The organism is Phyllobacterium endophyticum (genome assembly GCF_003010935.1).
Classification (GTDB): Bacteria; Pseudomonadota; Alphaproteobacteria; order Rhizobiales; family Rhizobiaceae; genus Phyllobacterium; species Phyllobacterium endophyticum.
In genome coordinates this window covers 1069195-1088446 of the sequence record NZ_PGGN01000002.1, presented here as the reverse complement: position 1 = coordinate 1088446, position 19252 = coordinate 1069195, and the positions used below count along the sequence as shown (strand labels likewise).

20 protein-coding genes and 2 tRNA genes are annotated in these 19252 nt (G+C 56.0%); 11 read left to right on the top strand and 11 right to left on the bottom strand.

The genetic code is table 11. The features are described from left to right. Positions 1-5: 5 nt before the first annotated feature. Together purN and purM are read right to left on the bottom strand one after the other, a co-directional pair. Positions 6-569 (bottom strand): phosphoribosylglycinamide formyltransferase, encoded by a 564-nt coding sequence (gene purN, locus CU100_RS13370; protein ID WP_210280566.1) that lies wholly within the window; start codon positions 567-569, stop codon positions 6-8. Positions 570-619: 50 nt separating this feature from the next. Beyond that, positions 620-1705: a phosphoribosylformylglycinamidine cyclo-ligase gene (purM, locus tag CU100_RS13365; RefSeq protein ID WP_106717016.1), complete on the bottom strand. Its 1086-nt coding sequence runs from the start codon at positions 1703-1705 to the stop codon at positions 620-622. A 224-nt stretch (positions 1706-1929) separates the two neighbouring features. Between purM and CU100_RS13360 the strand changes: the two genes are divergently transcribed. The 3 genes from CU100_RS13360 (at position 1930) to CU100_RS13350 (ending at position 4377) form a co-directional block, all read left to right on the top strand. After that, positions 1930-3132, top strand: a complete 1203-nt coding sequence (locus CU100_RS13360; RefSeq protein ID WP_106717015.1) for an AI-2E family transporter — start codon at positions 1930-1932, stop codon at positions 3130-3132. Between the two features lie 34 nt (positions 3133-3166). Beyond that, complete coding sequence (hdaA, locus tag CU100_RS13355) at positions 3167-3859, top strand: DnaA regulatory inactivator HdaA (RefSeq protein WP_106717014.1); 693 nt, start codon at positions 3167-3169, stop codon at positions 3857-3859. Positions 3860-4068: 209 nt separating this feature from the next. Then, on the top strand, positions 4069-4377 hold the full coding sequence (locus CU100_RS13350; protein WP_106717013.1) for a hypothetical protein: 309 nt from the start codon (positions 4069-4071) through the stop codon (positions 4375-4377). Positions 4378-4428: 51 nt separating this feature from the next. Here the strand turns inward: CU100_RS13350 and CU100_RS13345 are convergent, their stop codons facing one another. Then, positions 4429-5094, bottom strand: coding sequence for a hypothetical protein (locus CU100_RS13345; RefSeq protein WP_106717012.1), 666 nt, complete (start codon positions 5092-5094; stop codon positions 4429-4431). Positions 5095-5498: 404 nt separating this feature from the next. On the opposite strand from CU100_RS13345, the gene CU100_RS13340 reads away from it, so the two are divergent. Then, positions 5499-5984 (top strand): hypothetical protein, encoded by a 486-nt coding sequence (locus CU100_RS13340; RefSeq protein ID WP_106717269.1) that lies wholly within the window; start codon positions 5499-5501, stop codon positions 5982-5984. Between the two features lie 938 nt (positions 5985-6922). On the opposite strand, the gene CU100_RS13330 is transcribed toward CU100_RS13340, so the two are convergent. Beyond that, entirely contained in the window at positions 6923-7909 is a 987-nt protein-coding gene (locus tag CU100_RS13330) for an MlaD family protein (protein WP_106717010.1), read from the bottom strand. 183 nt (positions 7910-8092) lie between these two features. On the opposite strand from CU100_RS13330, the gene CU100_RS13325 reads away from it, so the two are divergent. Next, positions 8093-8722, top strand: coding sequence for a LysE family translocator (locus CU100_RS13325; protein WP_106717009.1), 630 nt, complete (start codon positions 8093-8095; stop codon positions 8720-8722). Between the two features lie 9 nt (positions 8723-8731). Here the strand turns inward: CU100_RS13325 and CU100_RS13320 are convergent, their stop codons facing one another. The 5 genes from CU100_RS13320 to CU100_RS13300 form a co-directional block, all read right to left on the bottom strand. Continuing rightward, positions 8732-9388, bottom strand: coding sequence for a phytochelatin synthase family protein (locus CU100_RS13320; protein ID WP_106717008.1), 657 nt, complete (start codon positions 9386-9388; stop codon positions 8732-8734). A 79-nt stretch (positions 9389-9467) separates the two neighbouring features. Beyond that, positions 9468-9544, bottom strand: a tRNA-Arg gene (locus tag CU100_RS13315). 50 nt (positions 9545-9594) lie between these two features. Next, the gene (locus tag CU100_RS13310; protein ID WP_106717007.1) at positions 9595-9900 is read right to left on the bottom strand and encodes an ETC complex I subunit; all 306 of its coding nucleotides are present in this window, start codon (positions 9898-9900) and stop codon (positions 9595-9597) included. Between the two features lie 77 nt (positions 9901-9977). Further along, a tRNA-Pro gene (locus CU100_RS13305) sits at positions 9978-10054 on the bottom strand. Between the two features lie 124 nt (positions 10055-10178). Beyond that, on the bottom strand, positions 10179-11018 hold the full coding sequence (locus CU100_RS13300; RefSeq protein ID WP_106717006.1) for an FkbM family methyltransferase: 840 nt from the start codon (positions 11016-11018) through the stop codon (positions 10179-10181). 336 nt (positions 11019-11354) lie between these two features. Between CU100_RS13300 and CU100_RS13295 the strand changes: the two genes are divergently transcribed. Continuing rightward, on the top strand, positions 11355-11693 hold the full coding sequence (locus CU100_RS13295; RefSeq protein WP_106717005.1) for a BRA0787 family protein: 339 nt from the start codon (positions 11355-11357) through the stop codon (positions 11691-11693). 55 nt (positions 11694-11748) lie between these two features. Here the strand turns inward: CU100_RS13295 and copM are convergent, their stop codons facing one another. Then, on the bottom strand, positions 11749-12129 hold the full coding sequence (copM, locus tag CU100_RS13290) for a CopM family metallochaperone (protein ID WP_170113813.1): 381 nt from the start codon (positions 12127-12129) through the stop codon (positions 11749-11751). 469 nt (positions 12130-12598) lie between these two features. Beyond that, positions 12599-13774 (bottom strand): cystathionine beta-lyase, encoded by a 1176-nt coding sequence (locus CU100_RS13285; RefSeq protein WP_106717003.1) that lies wholly within the window; start codon positions 13772-13774, stop codon positions 12599-12601. A 98-nt stretch (positions 13775-13872) separates the two neighbouring features. Here CU100_RS13285 and CU100_RS13280 point away from each other — a divergent pair, with 98 nt between their 5' ends. The 5 genes from CU100_RS13280 to CU100_RS13260 all read left to right on the top strand — a co-directional run bounded on the left by CU100_RS13280 (position 13873) and on the right by CU100_RS13260 (position 19208). Next, positions 13873-14667: a phosphatase PAP2 family protein gene (locus CU100_RS13280; RefSeq protein ID WP_106717002.1), complete on the top strand. Its 795-nt coding sequence runs from the start codon at positions 13873-13875 to the stop codon at positions 14665-14667. 238 nt (positions 14668-14905) lie between these two features. After that, the gene (locus CU100_RS13275) at positions 14906-15934 is read left to right on the top strand and encodes an amino acid ABC transporter substrate-binding protein (protein ID WP_106717001.1); all 1029 of its coding nucleotides are present in this window, start codon (positions 14906-14908) and stop codon (positions 15932-15934) included. 101 nt (positions 15935-16035) lie between these two features. Then, a complete protein-coding gene (locus tag CU100_RS13270) occupies positions 16036-17232 on the top strand; it encodes an amino acid ABC transporter permease (RefSeq protein WP_106717000.1) in 1197 nt (398 codons plus the stop codon). Positions 17233-17234: 2 nt separating this feature from the next. Further along, positions 17235-18392: an amino acid ABC transporter permease gene (locus tag CU100_RS13265; RefSeq protein WP_106716999.1), complete on the top strand. Its 1158-nt coding sequence runs from the start codon at positions 17235-17237 to the stop codon at positions 18390-18392. A 12-nt stretch (positions 18393-18404) separates the two neighbouring features. Next, entirely contained in the window at positions 18405-19208 is an 804-nt protein-coding gene (locus CU100_RS13260; RefSeq protein ID WP_106716998.1) for an amino acid ABC transporter ATP-binding protein, read from the top strand. Positions 19209-19252: the final 44 nt, after the last annotated feature.

Sequence of the window (19252 nt, the reverse complement as noted above, 5' to 3'; positions counted from 1 at the left end):
TCTGGCTAATCTCTGAAGACCGTCCGGCCGTTCTTCATCACGGCTTTACCGCTCGCAACCAGTGCAAGGGCCCGCACATAAGTCTCGTGCTCCACCGATAGCACGCGTTCGGCAAGCGTGTCGGGCGTGTCTCCAATGTTCACGGAAATTGCTGTCTGGGTGATGATCGGACCTTCATCCATTCCCGCAGTGACGAAATGCACGGTGCAGCCGTGCACGCGCATTCCGGCTTCGAGCACCTGCTCGTGCGTGTGGAGGCCCTTGAACAGCGGCAGCAAGGAAGGATGGATATTGAGCATCTTCCCTTCCCACGCACTCACGAACTCCGGCGAGATGATCCGCATGTAACCGGCAAGGCAGACGATATCGGTCTTTTCGGCATGCAGCGCCTGGGAAACGGCGTTTTCATGCTCGGGTTTTGAAGCGAAATCGCGATGGGGAATGGCAAACGCGGGGATGCCGTTCGCCCGTGCAACATCAAGTCCCGCAGCATCGGCTTTATTGGCGATGACCGCCACGATCTCCGCCGGGTAGTCGGGTGCTTTTGCCGCTTCGATCAATGCGCTCATGTTTGAGCCGCGCCCGGATATCAGGATGGCAACCCGCTTCTTCGGCGTGTTCACAGCGCCAGCGTGCCCTGGTAGACTACACCGGCGTCGCCGCGTGCAATCATAGTCCCGAGGCGAACAGCTTCTTCGCCCTGTGCTTTCAATGCCGCCAGCACGTCATCGACCTTGTCGGGCCCAACCACGGCAATCATGCCGATACCGCAATTGAAGGTCCGCAGCATTTCATCACGCTCGACACCTCCGGTCTTTGCCAGCCATGAAAACACCGGCGGAACCTCGATGGCGGAAAGATCAATGCTCGCGGTCAGCGTTTTCGGTAATACGCGGGGAATGTTGTCCGGAAAGCCGCCGCCGGTAATATGCGCAAGCGCCTTGATCGCATTGGTCTGGCGTATGGCTGCGAGCAGTGGCTTCACATAGATCCGCGTCGGCGTCAGCAGCGCCTGACCAAGGCTTGTGCCCGCCTTGAACGGAGCGTCGGCATCCCAGCCGAGTCCGGAGAGTTCGACAATGCGCCGTACCAGCGAAAATCCGTTGGAGTGAACGCCGGAGGAGGCGAGGCCGAGAATGATGTCGCCCTCGGCAATGTCACCGGATGGCAGCAGTTGGTTGCGCTCGGCTGCGCCCACGGCAAAGCCGGCGAGATCATAATCGCCATCGCGGTACATTCCGGGCATTTCCGCCGTCTCGCCGCCGATCAGCGCGCAACCTGCCTGCAGGCAGCCCTGTGCGATGCCGGTGACAATTGCCGCTCCTTGATCCGGGTCGAGCTTGCCAGTGGCGAAATAGTCGAGGAAGAACAGGGGTTCCGCTCCCTGCACGACGAGATCGTTGACGCACATGGCGACGAGATCGATGCCGACCGTATCATGCACGCCCGCATCTATGGCGATCTTGAGTTTGGTTCCGACACCGTCATTGGCAGCAACGAGCACGGGATCGGTGAATCCTGCCGCCTTCAGGTCGAACAGACCGCCAAAACCGCCAATCTCGCCATCGGCACCTGGGCGGCGTGTCGAACGGACAATCGGCTTGATCTTCTCGACAAGCAGGTTTCCGGCATCGATATCCACGCCTGCCTGCGCGTAGGTAAGGCCATTCTTGCCACCTTTGGCGGGCTCGTTCTTGATACTCATGATCTGCTCCACGCTGTTGCCCGCGAAATGACACGACTTTTGCGCTACTGCAAGGTCTGGATACTGAAGGGCGCGAGAAAGCGCCACTTATTGACACTTTGACAGGGCTCCGGACTTGAGGAACACATGATTTCGCTCCATCCTTGAGCAGGGCATCAAGAGTCCCTTGACCGGAGCTTCCGCGACTGCCTATCTCATGGCGTGGATAAAATGCATGGCAGGATATGAGCAGCACCGAACGCAAGAGCTTAAGCAAGGCGACCAAGGCGGAACCTGTTTCGGTTGAAGTCCCGGATCGTGACATCCATGTCGATGTCCAGGTGAATACGCTTGGCGCAAGTGTGCGCCGCCAGGCGGTATTCTGGACCGGCGCCATGCTGTTCCTAGCCCTGTTCCTTTATATTTTCTCGTCGATCCTCCTGCCGTTTGTGGCAGGGCTCGTCCTTGCTTATTTCCTAGATCCGGTGGCGGACCACCTTCAGCGCCTGGGTCTTTCACGACTGCTTGCTACCATTGTCATCCTGGTTCTGTTCGTCGTCACCTTCGCGCTCCTCTTGATCATCCTCGTTCCCGTCCTTGCCACGCAGATGAGCGATTTTATCGTGCGCTTGCCAAGCTACGTGTCGCGCCTGCAGGAGCTCATTGCCAATCGCGATTCGCAGTGGCTGAAGGATTTCATCGGCGTCGATGCCTCAGTCATCCGCAACAGTCTGGATTCGCTTCTCCAGCAGGGCGCCGGCTTCCTCACCACGCTGCTCCAGTCGATCTGGAGTTCGGGCAAGACTTTGATCGATGTGGTGGCGCTCTTCGTGGTGACCCCGGTGGTGGCGTTTTACATGCTCCTTGATTGGGACCGCATGGTCAACGAGATCGACCGTCTCGTTCCACGTCAACACGTCCATACCGTGCGTGACATCGCGCGGGACATGAACAAGGCCATTGCCGGCTTTGTTCGCGGGCAGGGCACGGTGTGCCTTCTTCTCGGTGTCATATACGCGGTCGGCCTCACGGCTACCGGCTTGAATTTCGGCTTGCTAATTGGTCTTTTTGCCGGCCTGATCAGTTTCATCCCCTATGTCGGGTCGCTTGTCGGCCTGCTTCTGGCGCTTGGCGTGGCGCTGGTGCAGTTCTGGCCGGACTATATCAACGTTCTCTATGTCGCCGCTGCGTTCGGCATAGGGCAGTTCATCGAGGGCAATATCCTTCAGCCGAAACTCGTGGGCTCTTCCGTTGGCCTTCACCCGGTCTGGCTGATGTTCGCCCTGTTTGCATTCGGTTCGCTGATGGGCTTCACCGGCATGCTTATCGCGGTGCCGACCGCCGCCGCCGTGGGCGTTCTCGTTCGCTTCATCATTCGCCGCTACCAGCAATCCCCGCTCTACACAGGCGACTACCGCAATAGCGATAAACCCAAAGAAATCGGATGACAGCACGGCGTTGTCTTCTGTATTTCATCGCGTCATGACCAGTGCCAGTACGCCTCGCCAGCTGCCGCTAGATCTCGGCCACCAACCGGGGTACTCCCGCGACGACCTGATTGTGTCCGCATCCAATATGGCGGCCGTGGACATCGTTGATCGCTGGCCTGCCTGGATTTCTCCGGTCGTGGTGCTGGCTGGCCCGACAGGCTCGGGCAAGACTCATCTTGCCGCAGTATGGAAGGCAGAAACTGACGCCATCGTCGTAGATGCAAGTAGAATTGGCGCGGCATCAGGTGCCAAGGGGCCTTTCCTGATCGACGACATTGGCTCGGGTCGGATCGATCAAGAGGGTCTGTTTCACCTTATCAACTGCGTGCGCCAGAGCGGTTCCACCCTGTTGATGACCTCCCGCAAGTGGCCCGCCAATTGGCCTGTGACCCTACCGGATCTGGCCTCGCGTCTTAAAGCAGCAACGACAGTGGAGATCAGCGAGCCGGACGACATGCTGCTGTCGGGTGTCCTCTACAAGCTCTTCGCTGATCGGCAGATTGCCGTCGATCCCAACGTCATAAATTTTCTCGTCAGCCATATCGAGCGTTCGCTCTCCACCGCGAGCCGCGTTGTGGACCGGCTGGACCGCGCTGCCTTGGAAAAGAAATCCAGAATCACGCGCGCTCTTGCCGCCAGCGTCGTCACAGCGATGGACGAGGGGCAGGCGAGTTTGGACCTCTGATGAGGCAGATGTGGTACATGTGGTTGAAACTATTCCAAAATTCCCCCCAACATGCCTTGGGCGTCACTAGTGGGAGTTCCCGGATATCTATTGCAAAAAATAGCCAACGTCGTTATCTGGTTCCTCTTTTCCACTTCGTAGACAACGTGCAAAATATACGCCAACACGGCCGGAAAGGGCTTTAGCACATGATTAAAAGGCACTTTCCGATGATTGTTCTATCCGTGCTTCTCGCGGGTTGTGCCGGAGGCATTCAGAGCCAGCTCGACAATGAGAAGATTTCATCGCTGCGCTACGATAATGTCGCCTGTCCCGCGCTTGTTGCGCAGCGCAATCAAGCCATGGCCGAGATCAGCCGCCTGACGAGCGGTCAGGGTTATCAGGACCCGAATGTAGTCACCGGCTTTGGCCCCTTCCTCCCGGACTACCGGACGGCGAGCCAGAAGCAGGCTGGCGCTCTTCAGGGTCAGGTGGATTCGATGAGCCGCTCGATCGCACGCAGGGAGTGTGCCGCCTAAGCGGTAAAAAGAGATGGCCTTACAAAGGCCATCTCAATTCGGATCCGCAACTCAGATACCACTAAGCATCTTGCAGAGCTGGACGAGTGAAGCGTCATAGCCAGATGCATTCGACGCCACTTCCCGGCAGCGAACCTTGAGCTTGGCGCGTTGCACATCCGATAGATTTGCCACGCGTTGCGCAACGACGCCGGGCGTTGCCGGGTTTGTTCCGGTCCCTGGCGTGGTCGCGCCGGGGGCTGTCCCGCCGCCGATGACCCCGCCACCTGGAGTGGTGCCGCCGGGTTGACCTGTACCGATCCCGACACCGACGCCGAGCCCGCCGCTGCCACCGACATTTGCACCGGCGCCGACGCCAATGCCGCCGCCTCCGACAGCCGCCCCAAGCCCCGCATTAACGCCACTGCTGCCGCCAATGCTTGCGCCTAGCCCCGCCCCGATGCCATTATCGACCCGGGCGCCGGCTCCAGCGTTGATACCACGTGAGCCTCCGACCGAGGCCGCTGCGCCTGCGGCAATACCCTTTGATCCGCCGACCGACGCGTCGGCACCCGCTTTGACGCCGCCGAGATCTGCGCTTACGCCGAGGCCAAGACCTCCATTGCGCGAGCCGCCGATGGATACGCCCTGCGATTCCGCAAGAGCTGGCGTTGCGAATGCCGCCAGCATCATGGTTCCGCCAATAAAGTATGCTGTTCCATTTTTGCGATAATTCATGACAATCTCCCTGAGGGTTTCAGTGCTCGTGATGCCCTATACCAAATGACAGCATTTGGAATGATGATTATCGCAGTATAAATTTACAATTTTCAAGTTAAAAGTTGCGGCTATGGGACAATTCCGCATAGAAATAAGTCTAAAATAATTAAAGTTTTAATAATTAATGTATATATGGAGTTTCAAGCGGAACAATACCATAATATGTACGATGCGGCACGAATAACAGCGATATGTGCAAGGGCTCTACAGAGAATCCGTGCAGAAATACAGAGTTATAAACGCCACGCTTTCAACAACAACGACGTTGGAGGTTCTATGGTTCCATTTACATTTCTCTTCAAACATTGTTTCGTATCATCGGCCAGTTCGAGTCGTCGAACGACAAAAGATTGGGGGGCATCATGATCCTGGATTTGACACCGTTTACTTTGTTTCATGTGATCTTGAGCCTGATGGGCATCGGTTCAGGATTTGTCGTCCTCGCCGGTCTTCTCGGATCGGCTAAAAAGGAGGGGTGGACACTTATCTTCCTGATAACGACGGTCGCAACGTCCGTTACCGGCTTCCTCTTCCCATATAGCGGCTTCACGCCGGCCATTGGTGTCGGGATCATATCGATGGTCTTTCTCGTCGCGGCCATCGTAGCGCTTTATCTTTATCGCCTTGCCGGTGCCTGGCGCTCCGTATACGTGGTCACCGCCATCGTGGCACTCTATCTGAACGTTTTCGTTTTGGTCGCGCAGTCGTTCCAGAAAGTACCGGCGCTCAATGTCCTCGCGCCGACCGGATCGGAGCCTCCATTTGCCATCGTCCAGGGTGTTGTGCTGGTCCTGTTCATCATTGCCGGGTACTTGTCGCTACGTCGTTTCCATCCCGCTTATGCCTGAAAGAAGGGCTGCTATCGCGCCAGGAACGCTTGCGTGATTGTCGCGCTCGCAAATCCAGTTGAATAAGCTCGGAACTAGGCGTACACCTATCAGCTTAAGCGAATAAAATGCTTCAGCCTTTCGGGTAGGCCCGCTAGGTCAATTGTTCTTCTAAGGGAGTGACAAATGGGAGACGTGACGCTTCATACCCCCCATAATGCGTGTTGCGCAACGCCACAGATACTTCAAAAAGTCCGGGAAGAAATGCCCAAGAAACCAGCCAGCGCGAACAGACTCTCGGATATTCTAAGACGCGCCAAAGGCGGATTTGCGCACCGGCGATTCAAACAACATACGAAATAAGCTGCGGCGAAGACCAGTTTCTCGGCCAAAACAAAAGATCGCCGCGCTGTGATGCGCGGCGATCTTTTTGTTTTCACGTTGTTGCTCGTGGAACCGCTCCCCCGCGTATGCCGTTCGTGTGATCTGGAGCTAACTCCATAGTTAGAATTACTAAGTTGTTTTGGAACTGACCCTATGGCCTGATGTGACCTGAGCCGCCCTTTGATGACCGGTTCGAAGTCCTCTTAATCACTGTTTTCATTGGCAGATGTGGGAGGCACCAATGGAAGAGGATGACAAGAAGGAGAAGGAGGATTACGCCCCTTACATGACCTCTATCTGGGGCTATCTCATAATCTTTTTGATCATCATACCTATTGTCTTGTATCTGGGCCGTCAGTTCGGAAGGTGAAGTTTTGTGTCTCTAATCAGCTTGAACAAGAGGGCGAAGACCCCCACAGCAGTGGCATATACTCCGTGGAGCGATGACAGCGGACGTGCAGCCGAAGAAGACATGAAATTTTACCTGTACTGGCCGCCGGCCGTTATCATGGTTCTGCTTGCTACCGGAAGCTACGCGATCGGAATGTACTTCTCCTAGAGCTCTCGCAGCGCCGCTAACGTGGCGCTTCGTATTCCGGGACCGTATTGCTCGGCCCGAAAAAATACTGGCGCGGATTGTCCTCTATCTCCGACACGCTGCGATCGATCTGCCGGACCGTGCGGCGGCTCTGTGAAACGAACTTCTGCGCATCGCGCAGTCTGTCCCCCGTGAGGTTGGCGATATTGTTGACGATGGCCACGAGCCTCGTATTCAGATCCTTCGCCTGCGCCTGATATGACTGGAGCTTGGTGCGTATTTCGCTCGCGACACTGTCCTTTTCGTCTGAAAGCTGCTTGTCGACCTTCGCCAATGTCTCATCGACCCGGATGGAAGCTTTGTTCACCCGCGAAATGACGTCGCGCGCATCATTCATAACTTCTCCGAGGCTTCTCGCTCTCTGACCATATTCGTCGATCATGTTGGTGCTGTTGGCGAGCCCGTCGGTAAATTCTTTGGCCTGCCTGATACTTGCCAGCAGGGGCCCTCGCGTCTGGGCTACATATTTTTCGGTAGCAGTCGTTGCCTTGTCGACGCGGTCGATCCAGTCCTGGGCGGTCTGTACCAGCGTCTTCAACGATGACGGGTCAACGTCCATCCGCGCTATCGTGTCCTCTTTTTCCGCCTCTTCGAGCAGCTTCGGCTCGTATGCCTTGCCGCCTGTAAGCTCTATTCGCGCTTGCCCCGCCAGCAGTTCGAACGCCAATGTCGCCTTGGTCGAGCGGGTGATCGGCGTGGTCGCATCGATCTCGGTCTGGACAATGACGGCGTCGGGGTTGGTCGAGTCGATGAAAAGACGTTTTACATCGCCGACTTTCAGGCCGTTGAAAAACACGGGGCTTTTGGCGTCTAGGCCCGTAACGGAGCCCGGGACTCGAATCTCCAGTAGCGAGGTTTCCCGCGTATCGCCGAAGCGTCCGACCCAGTAAAAAAAGCCGAGCGCCAGCGCGCAGACGACGATGCTGAAAACCGCGACAAGAAGGTAGTTGGCCTTGGTTTCCATGGAACTCTTGCGGCGACTCCTGCGCTTGATACCGAACCAACTCCATTACCGCCTAAAGTCACGGCAAATCAATGGCGAAGCGCCCTTTAGCGACCGTGCCGTGCCGCATTGGCTTGACAATTGCAAAAGGAGAATGGTGTTTGAACGCCGTATGGAGGCAACACCGGACTGGAGAAGCAAGCAATGGGGAATTTGACAATTCTGGCATTCGCGATGGTTTCATTCATTGGGATAGCGACGCCGGGACCAACGGTGCTGCTGGCGCTGACTAACGGCTCGCGCTTCGGCATCAGGACCGCGTGTGTCGGCATGGCCGGTGCGGTGGTTTCCGATTTCGTCCTGATAGCGGCCGTGGCGCTGGGTCTCGGCGCACTTCTTGCTGCGTCGGAATTCTGGTTCTCCGTCGTCAAGTGGATAGGCGTTGGCTACCTGACCTTTCTGGGCGTGATGCTGTTGCGCTCCCGGGGAACGCTCGACATCGCGCACCAAACCGCCAGCGCAGGCACTTCGGCGCGCGCCGTGTTTCTCAAGAGCTTCTTCGTTGCCGTGACAAATCCCAAGGGATATCTGTTCTTCTCAGCTTTCCTTCCGCAATTCGTTTCTCTCGAACAGCCGCAATTCTCGCAGTATCTCGTTCTGGGCCTGACGTTTGCCCTTATCGATTTCATGGTCATGTTTGGCTATGCAGTACTCGGTTCGCGAGCGGTGCGCCTTCTCAAGCAATCGGGGGCACTTTGGCTGGATAGGGTCTGCGGTGGCGCGTTGCTTGCCCTTGCGGGGTCGCTGGCGTTTTATCGGCGCGCGAACGCTTAGGTACGATATTCACTCGATCAGAAGCAGACCGCGCGTCCTGTCACCATCGAGTGTGTTCATCGCCTCGAACAGGCGGTCACGCTTGATAAGCCAGGGCCTGTAGTTCTCGTTTACATCGAGAACGAATACGAGATCGCCAGCCTCCATATATCCTCCAATAGGAGAATGATGTCCGGCGCCGCCGCCAAAAATCGGTTTCCGGGAAAAGTTTACGACATAGCGTCGATCCGGCTCATTGGCGTGCCTCATATGCTCATGAAATTGTTCGGGTGTGAGATCGCGCAGCACTGATACTTTTCTACCGGTATGGGCGCGCGCGACCTCCGCAAGTTCGTCCAGCGTCAGGCCGATGATGCAGAAGCCGGTCCAGCATTTGCCCGTATCCTCCAGGACCTTTGCCTCCGTGGTTTCCTCTTCTCCAAGGGAGCGAAAAACATTGGCGATGCTTGCCGGGCCACAGCGCGAAGCATTGGACTGGAAGGTCACCGATGAGCCGAACGATGCAGCGACCGGCAATCGCCACGCACGTTCCATCAGGTCCGGGGTGCGGATGACGGAAGTCTCTATCGCCTGTGTTGAAACAACAGGACGGCTCGTGAGAAGAATAGCGGCGCCACCGATCAAACCGGCGCACACGGCCAAACCGGCGATAAGGCGACGTTTCATTACGGCTACCCGAGCAAATGACCTTCGCGAAGATTACCGGATAGATCCAGAACGGACAACGGATGAGTAGCAGGGTAATTGGCGATCCCGACTGGATTCGAACCAGTGACCGTCGGCTTAGAAGGCCGGTGCTCTATCCAGCTGAGCTACGGGACCGAAACTATGCCCGGCGGAAATCGTTTCCGCCGGAGTTGAATATAATAAGATCAATGCGTCCAGGGTTGCTTGCGGTCAAAGCGAAAGTTTTCCGAATAGGAAACTACGCGCCGGCGCGTTTCCTTGGGCTCCTGCACCGTAAAGTCGATGCGGTTTTTCTGTGCGTAGGCGATCGCCTCTTCCTTGGTCGCGAACGTCAGGCGAATCTGGCTCTTCATGTCGCGCGAAGAAGTATAGCCCATCAGTGGTTCCACCTTGCGGGGCTGTTCAGGCTCGAACTCCAGAAGCCAGGAATCACATGCGGCCTTGCCGGATTGCATTGCGGTTTTTGAGGGGCGGTAGATGCGTGCTGCCATTGAAGAAATTCCTTTGTCTGCAATCCCGATATATTACAGGCTTCGATACAGTTCCAGCAGCTTTTGCCTTGGGGAAATGGTCGGAGCGGCAGGATTCGAACCTGCGACCCTCTGGTCCCAAACCAGATGCGCTACCAGGCTGCGCTACGCTCCGTGTTCTTCAACGGTTGCCTCACTAGAGTTTCCGCTGATGAGAAGCAAGCTATAAATCGTGCGAACACGATAAAAAGCAAACGGGGACAGAACGCCGCAGCTGAACACGCCATTCCTGTAGCGGCTCAATCGATCAAGAGTACTCTGACGCTTCCAAGATCGAGCGGAATTTCGGATATGCTGGTCATTCGCGCCTTGGTTCCGGTCAGCAGCACGCAGCGATTATAGTAGGTGGCAAGGTATCGAATAAGGCTGGTTCCGTGATCGCGGTGATATAGGTCGGGCGAAAGCACCGCATAAATCGGAACACTGCGCGCCATCAGTCGACGCATCGAAAGGCAGGCGATGGCTTCGTAGCCTTCGATGTCGATCCAAACCAGACCGATTCTATCCGGCGGGACGCCCGCGTCCTGGAGGATGGTGTCGATCGTGTTGATCGGCGTCCTGACTTTGCTGTCATGGGCGCGCTGCTGTTTCATGCCGCTTCGGTGCCTGTCGTCACGACCCACATAGAAATTGGTCATTCCGTCGACGACGCCCACCGCGCAGGGAAGGCAGCTGACCACATTCTCCAAGCCGTTTTCGTTGACGTTCCGGCGCAAGGCTTTGAAATTGCCGGCTTCGGGTTCCACGGCCAGAACATGCGCGAAAGCTCCGCACGTTGCCATCTCGACAGTCTGCTCCCCGGACGCAGCGCCGAGTTCAAGCAATGTCCTGTCTTTGCGCAGCGACCCCGCGGCGTGAAGGATATGGCAGACTTTTGCGAAATCGCCCTTCGGGAGTTCGTCCAGAGGAATCTGACGATCGTCACCTCGGATAGCTGACCGCGATCTGATTCGCTTGAGCACACCGAAACGCTCCGCAAACGGCTCAAGCCGGGCCAATATATAGGTGCCGATACGTGTCAGGTAGTTTTCCGGAAACCCGGGTTGCGGCTCAACTCCCGCGCGTTGAAAATTGGTCATTGAAAAAGATCCAGTCTAAAACGTCGATCGATGAAAACGGAATATGCCTCCCAATAAAGAAAGGAACTGATCCGGTCAAACGAGCGGTACTTAACAATTAGATGTAGAAGCAGAACGGAGGAGGGAAACTATTGTATATTCAACCGGGTGACTGATGATGTGCAATCATCAGTTGAATAAGCAGTTTAAACCCTCGGCGACAACTCACTTTAATCCAAAATCTCTAGTAAAATAGTATGGTATGGCAGTTTAGGCTTGCGATAGGTGCCTACTCACCCTTATGATTCGACTTCCGGGAGCCCCCGGCAATTGCAACACAAGAGTGAGGAGACAGGAATGCCTGGTTTGCTGCACCCACTTCATGAGGGCCATGCGCCCATCATATTGCATAATGCCTTTCAGGATGCGATTGACGCCTTGGAGGATTGGGAACTCGGCAATGACGAGCCCCTCATTGACGTCAATGACAAGCGGGTCCCGATCAGCGCTGTCTTCCGGCGTCTCTGGACCTGTACGGATATCCTTCCTGCACGCACGCTTGCGGTAGTGGAGGACTTGTTGCCCCTGCGTTCAACCGAGTTCAAGATTGGCGCCTCGACCTATGCTGACGCCGCTTACAGCCTCTGGCAGTTGAGCCAGCAGAAGCGCGCGGCTACAAGCGAGATTCGCCAATAGCGTAAGACTGGATTGTAAAGATCACCCGCCGGCGCAAACCGGCGGGTGATCTTTTTTAGCCGCCGTTCTTGGCGAGCCATGCCTTCATCTGCTTGATCTCGCTCTCCTGCGCCGCGATGATCTCTTCGGCGAGTTTGCGGATTTCCGCATCCTTGCCATATTGAAGCTCGATCTTGGCCATATCGATTGCGCCCTGATGATGCGCGATCATGCCAGACACGAAATCCTTGTCAGCGTTGCCGGTGAACGTGATCGCCATGTCCTTGTGCATTTTTGCATTGGCCTTGGCGAACGCTTCTGATGCAGGGCTCTGGTCGCCTTTGGACATTGCGGTCATGTCATGCTGCTTGTGTCCTGTGCTGTCCTGTGCCTGCGCCGTTGGAGTGAGGGCGAGGGCGCAGACCAGCGCCAGAGCGTGGATATATCTGTTCTTCATCGTTGAATCTTCCATGGGGCCGATCAAATCGGGTGCAGGTTGAGGCCCGCTCGCCTGCGCCCTGAATACGAAACTGAACTGCTCTATGTCCGGGGAGGGCGTGGCAGTGGTGCTTCGCCGCGCGCGAAAAGCGGCAATTGGCTCGCCCTCGGGATCCTGATTCGGTTCTGTTGCGCCACGGACATCAGATCAGCTGCGGCAGGAGCGCCGATACAGGCGGCACACGTCTGCAGGTGCGGTTGAGGACAGTGGGCGTCTTTGCCGGCACAGTTTTTTCGGGCTTCGTGATCATGAGCCGGGGCCGCATGTGGTGCGTCTATAGCCGCGGCCAACCGAACGGGGGCCGCAAATACTGGCACCCAGCCAATGCTGAGTGCAGTCAAAAAAACAAGAACTGCAGCGAACCTGTTCATAGCGCCCTTATAAATGGCTTGGCGCGCCGGTTGAAATCACCTTCTATTTATCCGCATCAAATTGCGTTCGCCGCTGCCAAACCATTTTGAATGTCGGCGATCAAATCTTTCTTGTCCTCAAGCCCGATCTGCAATCGGATAACAGCCCCGGCGTGATTCTTGCCGGTAATCTCGCGGGCGGCAAGTTGAACATGCACGGCGAGGCTTTCGTATCCGCCCCAGGAATAGCCGAGCCCGAATATCCTCAACGCATTGAGAAAGGCGTGGGCCTGTTCTGTTCCGCCCCCGATGACCACCGAGAATACGCCGCCTGCACCGCAGAAGTCGCGCTTGAACAGAGAATGTCCCGCATGGCTTTCAAGCCCCGGGTGGAGTACTTCGATGACGCCTTCCTGCGTTTCAAGCCATTGGGCGATTTTGAGCGCATTCTCTCCGTGGCGCTCCATGCGCACGCCCATGGTGCGCAGCCCGCGTAGCACTTGATATGCATCGTCGCCGCTGACACAAAGCCCGAGCGCCGAATGGGCTGCATCGAGCGTCCTGAAACATTTCTCATTGGCCGAAATCGTGCCCATCAGAATATCCGAATGACCCGCCGGATATTTCGTTGCTGCATGGATCGAGATATCGACCCCGTAGGCGAGCGCCTTGAAATAGATCGGCGTCGCCCAAGTATTGTCCATCATCACAATCGCATCGGCGGCATGGGCCTTCTCGGCAACCGCCGGGATATCCTGGATTTCGAACGTGTTCGAGCCGGGTGATTCCGTGAAGATGACGCGGGTATTTGGCTTGATAAGCCTTTCAATGCCGGCGCCAACAAGCGGATCGTAATAGTCCACTTCGATCCCGAGACGCCTGAGCATCGTGTTGCAGAAGTGGCGCGTGTTCCCATAGCAGCTGTCGACCATCAGGAGGTGGTCGCCCGGTGAAAGAAAGGCAAGGAGCGGCACTGTTACAGCCGCCAGACCAGATGGTACGAGTACCGTTCCGGCCGACCCCTCCAGCTCGTCGATCGCCCGGCAAAGTGCATCGGTGGTCGGTGTCCCATGCGTGGCATAGGTGTATTTCTGTTTATGACCAGCCATGGTCTGTGCGTCGGGAAACAGCACTGTTGATGCATGCACGACTGGCGGATTGACGAACCCATGGTAGTCGCGCGGATCATACCCGCCATGGGCAAGCCTGGTGTTGATACCCAGCTTTGTTTCGCTACCCGCTTGCTTGACCATGAGATCGTCTCCACTACTTGTATGCTCTATGAGAAGTCGATAATGCGACCGCGTGCGGGTTGCAACAGGAGACCAGGTCTATTGGGTGTAAAGACAAGATGACGGAAACTCACAACCGCCGACCAATTCACGCCGGTCTCGGACGTGCCGGTCAATCCGTCAAGCGTTTCCTGCGCCGTATCAATGCTCCAGCCTATCCCGGCAATCCACCTGCGTGGACCAACGGAATGTCTATGGCCGTCGTCCTGATCTTTTTCCTCATCCTGGTCCTGCACCCTTACGACGAATATCTGTCGCGGTCTCTGTCTTCCTATGAGCCATTGAGAAGTGTCCGGCATCTGACGGATATAGGTCTGTCGCAATGGTACCTTATTCCAGCCTTTGCCATAGGTGTATGCCTGATAGGCATCGATTGGGGCAGCATCGCGCGCGAACGCCGTATCCGCTTTGGCCTCGTCTATGCTCAGGCGACTTACGCGTTCTGGGCGATAGCTTTATCCGGGATCCTGACCAATATTGCCAAGTTATCGATCGGCCGTGCTCGACCGAAATTCTTGGACAGTCTCGGTGCAGGCAGCTTCGCCCCGTTTCAGCCTGGTTATGACTTTGCCAGTTTTCCATCCGGTCATTCTACTACGATGGGCGCTGTGGGCGCTGTCCTCGCGCTGTGGTTTCCGCGTTGGCGAATACCCATTGTACTTGCAACGATGTTCATTGCCTTCACCCGCATCATCGCGCGCGCTCATTACCCTACAGACGTCGTTGCGGGTTACACGGTGGGCTTTCTGGTCTCGGTTGCACTTGCCCGGTTCCTCGCCGGGCGTCGCACCGCCTTTGTCTTCGGCAAGAGCCGATTCTGGCCCGATATGCGTTTTCGCGAGCGTGTTTGGTAACAAAACGCAAAACTGAACAACAAATGGTCTGTAAATCGGTCCCTGTGCAGCAGAAAGCCCATCGCTGCCTGATAATTGAGCAAAGATTATCGCTTGACCAAAGCGTAAGAATGGCCTTCGATAGATGGGTGAATGGGAGACATATTGGCCCCTTTTTTCGGGGTGTGAAGAGCTATCCGCCAATATGATTTTTCCTTTGTGGGAACTATGGGCATCAACCTAAAAGGGTAAAACCGTTATGAAAAATATTGTTTTGAAGGGCGCACTGGCAGCCTCGGCGCTCGTCCTTCTGGCGAACGCGGCTTCGGCAGCCACATTGGACGACGTCAAGAAGAAGGGCTTCCTTCAATGCGGCGTCAACACCGGCCTCGCCGGGTTCGCCTCGCCAAACGACAAGGGCGAATGGTCAGGTTTCGACGTTGATTATTGCCGAGCTGTTGCTGCCGCTATTTTCGGCGATGGAACGAAGGTGAAGTTCACGCCGCTGTCGGCGAAAGATCGTCTTCCTGCATTGCAGTCGGGTGAAATCGACGTTCTCATCCGCAATACCACATGGACGCTCAGCCGTGATGAGCAGGGCTTCGATTTCCCCGGCGTCAATTATTACGACGGCCAGGGCTTCATGATCAATTCGAAGAAGCTGTCGGGCATCAATTCTGCCTTGCAGCTGTCCGGTGCTTCTGTCTGCGTTCAGGCCGGCACAACGACCGAGCTTAATCTCGCCGACTACTTCAAGGCGAACAAGATGGAATATAATCCGGTCGTGTTCGAGAAGCTTGAAGAGGTCAACGCGGCCTATGATTCTGGCCGTTGCGATGCCTATACGACCGATCAGTCGGGTCTTTATTCGATTCGTCTGACGCTCTCTGCTCCGGACGATCATGTTGTGTTGCCGGAAATCATCTCGAAGGAGCCACTCGGACCTGCGGTCCGCCAGGGCGACAGCCAGTGGGCCGATGTCGTCCGTTGGACCCACTATGCTTTGTTGACTGCAGAAGAACTCGGCATAACCAAGGCCAATGTCGAGGAACTATCCAAGGGTGACAGCCCTGAAGTCAAGCGCGTGCTCGGCCAGGAAGCCGGTACGAAGCTCGGCACCGATCTTGGGCTTACCAATGATTGGGTTGTCAACATCATCAAGGCAGTCGGCAATTACGGCGAAATCTTCGATAAGAATATTGGCGCTGGCAGCCCGCTCAAGATTGCGCGCGGCATCAATGCCCAGTGGAGCAAGGGCGGCTTGCAGTACGCGATGCCGATCCGCTGATCGCTCTGTATAATTGAACACGGATGAGGGGGCTCCGGTCTCCTCATCCTAAAAATAAATAAAAATAATAATAAAAACAACGTAGTAGAATTGAGGGGTCAATGGCATCACAGGATATTACGCCTGTCGGTAGAGACAGCGCCAAAGTATCGATTTTATACGATCCAAAAATCCGCGGTTATATTTTTCAGGCGGTAGCTGTGCTTGTGATAGCAGGTTTCGGCTACTGGATCGTCAACAATACAATCACCAATCTTCAGCGTGCGCGACTTGCATCCGGTTTCGGCTTTCTCGATGGCCGCTCGGGCTTCGATATCAGCAGTAGTCCATACCTGACATATTCAAGCGATTCGACTTACTTGCAGGCCTTGTGGGTTGGCATTCTCAACACGTTGACAGTGGCCTTCGTCGGCATCATCACCGCGACGATCATCGGCTTCATCATCGGTATCGGACGGCTTTCCCACAATTGGCTGATACGCAAGATTTGCACGGTCTATGTCGAGGTTTTTCGCAATGTTCCGCCCTTGCTGGTCATCTTTTTCTGGTATTCCGGGGTGCTTTCGGTGCTCCCGCAGGCCCGTCAAAGCATCGGTCTGCCATTCAACACCTTCCTGAACAACCGCGGCTTCTTCTTCCCTGCACCAGTCTTCGGCGACGGCGCCTGGCTTGCAGGTGTGGGCCTGCTTGTGGGCATTGCCGGAACATTTCTCGTGAGGCGCTGGGCCTACAAGCGCCAGATGGCGACCGGGCAGCAGTTTCCCGTCGGCTGGACGGCGCTGGGCCTGATCGTCGGGCTTCCGCTCCTTGCCCTCGCGGTCAAGGGGTTCCCATTGTCATTCGACTACCCCGTTCTGGGTGCTTTCAATCTGAAAGGTGGCATGCAGGTCGGGCCGGAGTTCATGTCGCTCTATCTGGCATTGTCTTTCTATACGGCCTCTTTCATCGCAGAGATCGTGCGTGCGGGCATTCGCGGCGTGGGCAAGGGGCAAAGCGAAGCCGCTCATGCCCTTGGGTTGCGCGCAGGTCCAACGACCAGGCTTGTGGTCGTGCCGCAGGCCATGCGCATCATCATTCCACCCCTGACGAGCCAGTATCTCAATCTGACCAAGAATTCGTCTCTGGCCGTTGCCATCGGCTATCCTGATCTGGTGGCAGTTGGCGGAACGATCCTCAATCAGACGAACCGCTCGATCGAAGTCGTGGCTATCTGGCTTGTCGTCTATCTCAGTATCAGCGTCCTGACCTCGCTCTTCATGAATTGGTTCAACGCCAAAATGGCACTGGTGGAGCGCTGATCATGGTCGATAGCAATCTAAGTTTTGTCCGTAGCGAGATGCTTCAGGAGCAGACCCCTCCTCTGGCGGAGCGGGGCGCCGTCAAATGGATGCGAACCAATCTTTTCGCTACACCCGTCGACACGGCGCTTACCATTTTCGCGCTCCTGCTTATCGCGTGGTTCCTGCCTCCGATGATCAGATGGCTGTTCATCGAGGCGGTGTGGACCGGGCCCGACAGGTCGGTTTGCTCGACAGTGGCACAAGGCGGCATCCAGCCGGACGGCTGGTCCGGCGCCTGCTGGGCCTACGTGAACGCCAATTTCAACCAGTTCATGTATGGCCGCTATCCAATCGAGGAACATTGGCGCGTCAATCTCGTCGGCATCATGTTCGTGCTGCTCCTCATCCCGCTGCTCATCCCGAAGGTACCTTACAAAGTCGCCAACGCCGTCACGTTCTTCTTCATCTTTCCGATCGTCGCGTTCTTTCTCCTGGTTGGCGGGTGGTTTGGACTTTCCTATGTGGAAACGCCCCTGTGGGGCGGTCTTCTGGTCACTCTCGTCATATCCTTCGTAGGCATATGTGTTTCCTTGCCGCTCGGCATCGTGCTTGCACTCGGACGCCGCTCGAAGATGCCCATCATCAAGATGTTTTGCGTTATCTTCATCGAGACCATCCGCGGCATACCTCTGATCACCGTTCTGTTCATGGCCAGCTATATGCTGCCGCTGTTTCTGCCGCCGGGCGTAACCTTCGACAAGTTGCTGCGGGCGCTGATTGGCGTGGCGCTCTTCGCCTCGGCCTATATGGCGGAGGTGGTGCGCGGCGGTCTTCAGGCAATCCCCAAGGGGCAATATGAAGGTGCCGATTCGTTGGGTCTTGGTTATTGGCAGAAGACCAGATTGATCATTTTGCCTCAGGCGTTGAAACTGGTGATACCGAGCATCGTCAACACTTTCATCGGCCTGTTCAAGGATACGAGCCTGGTTACCATTATCAGCATGTTCGATCTTCTCGGAACGGTACGCCAGCATTTCTCCGATGCAAATTGGGCGTCGCCGCAAACACCCATGTCCGGCCTGATCTTCGCCGGATTCGTCTTCTGGATTTTCTGTTTCGGAATGTCGCGTTATTCCATCTTCATGGAAAACCGGCTCGATACAGGACACAAACGTTAGGAGCATATCGTCATGACAACCGAAAACATCATCGACCCGGAGGAAATCCACGTCGACCGCTCGCTCCTGCACGTCTCCAAGACTGACGTTGCCGTCGAGATCATCAATATGAATAAATGGTATGGCGATTTCCACGTTCTGAAGGACATCAACCTCAAGGTGATGCGCGGCGAGCGCATTGTCATTGCTGGTCCGTCCGGCTCAGGCAAATCGACCATGATCCGTTGCATCAACCGTCTGGAGGAACATCAGAGCGGCAAGATCATCGTCGACGGGATCGAACTCACCAACGATCTCAAGAAGATCGACGAGGTACGGCGTGAAGTCGGCATGGTATTCCAGCACTTCAACCTCTTTCCCCATCTGACTATTCTTGAAAACTGCACGCTGGCGCCAATCTGGGTGCGCAAGATGCCCAAGAAAAAGGCGGACGAAGTAGCAATGCATTTTCTCGAGCGCGTCAAGATTCCCGAGCAGGCCAATAAATATCCGGGCCAGCTTTCGGGCGGCCAGCAGCAACGCGTGGCAATCGCCCGTTCACTCTGCATGAATCCCCGCATCATGCTGTTTGACGAGCCGACATCGGCGCTTGATCCCGAAATGATCAAGGAGGTGCTGGACACGATGGTCCGGCTTGCCGAGGAAGGCATGACAATGGTTTGCGTCACCCATGAGATGGGTTTCGCGCGTCAGGTTGCCAACCGCGTGATCTTTATGGATCAGGGCCAGATAGTCGAGCAGAACGCGCCGGCAGAGTTCTTCGACAATCCGCAGCACGAGCGGACCAAGCTGTTTCTCAGCCAGATACTTCACTAGAGTCCCGGTAGCCCAACTTGTCCGATTGATGCGGTGGCCAAATG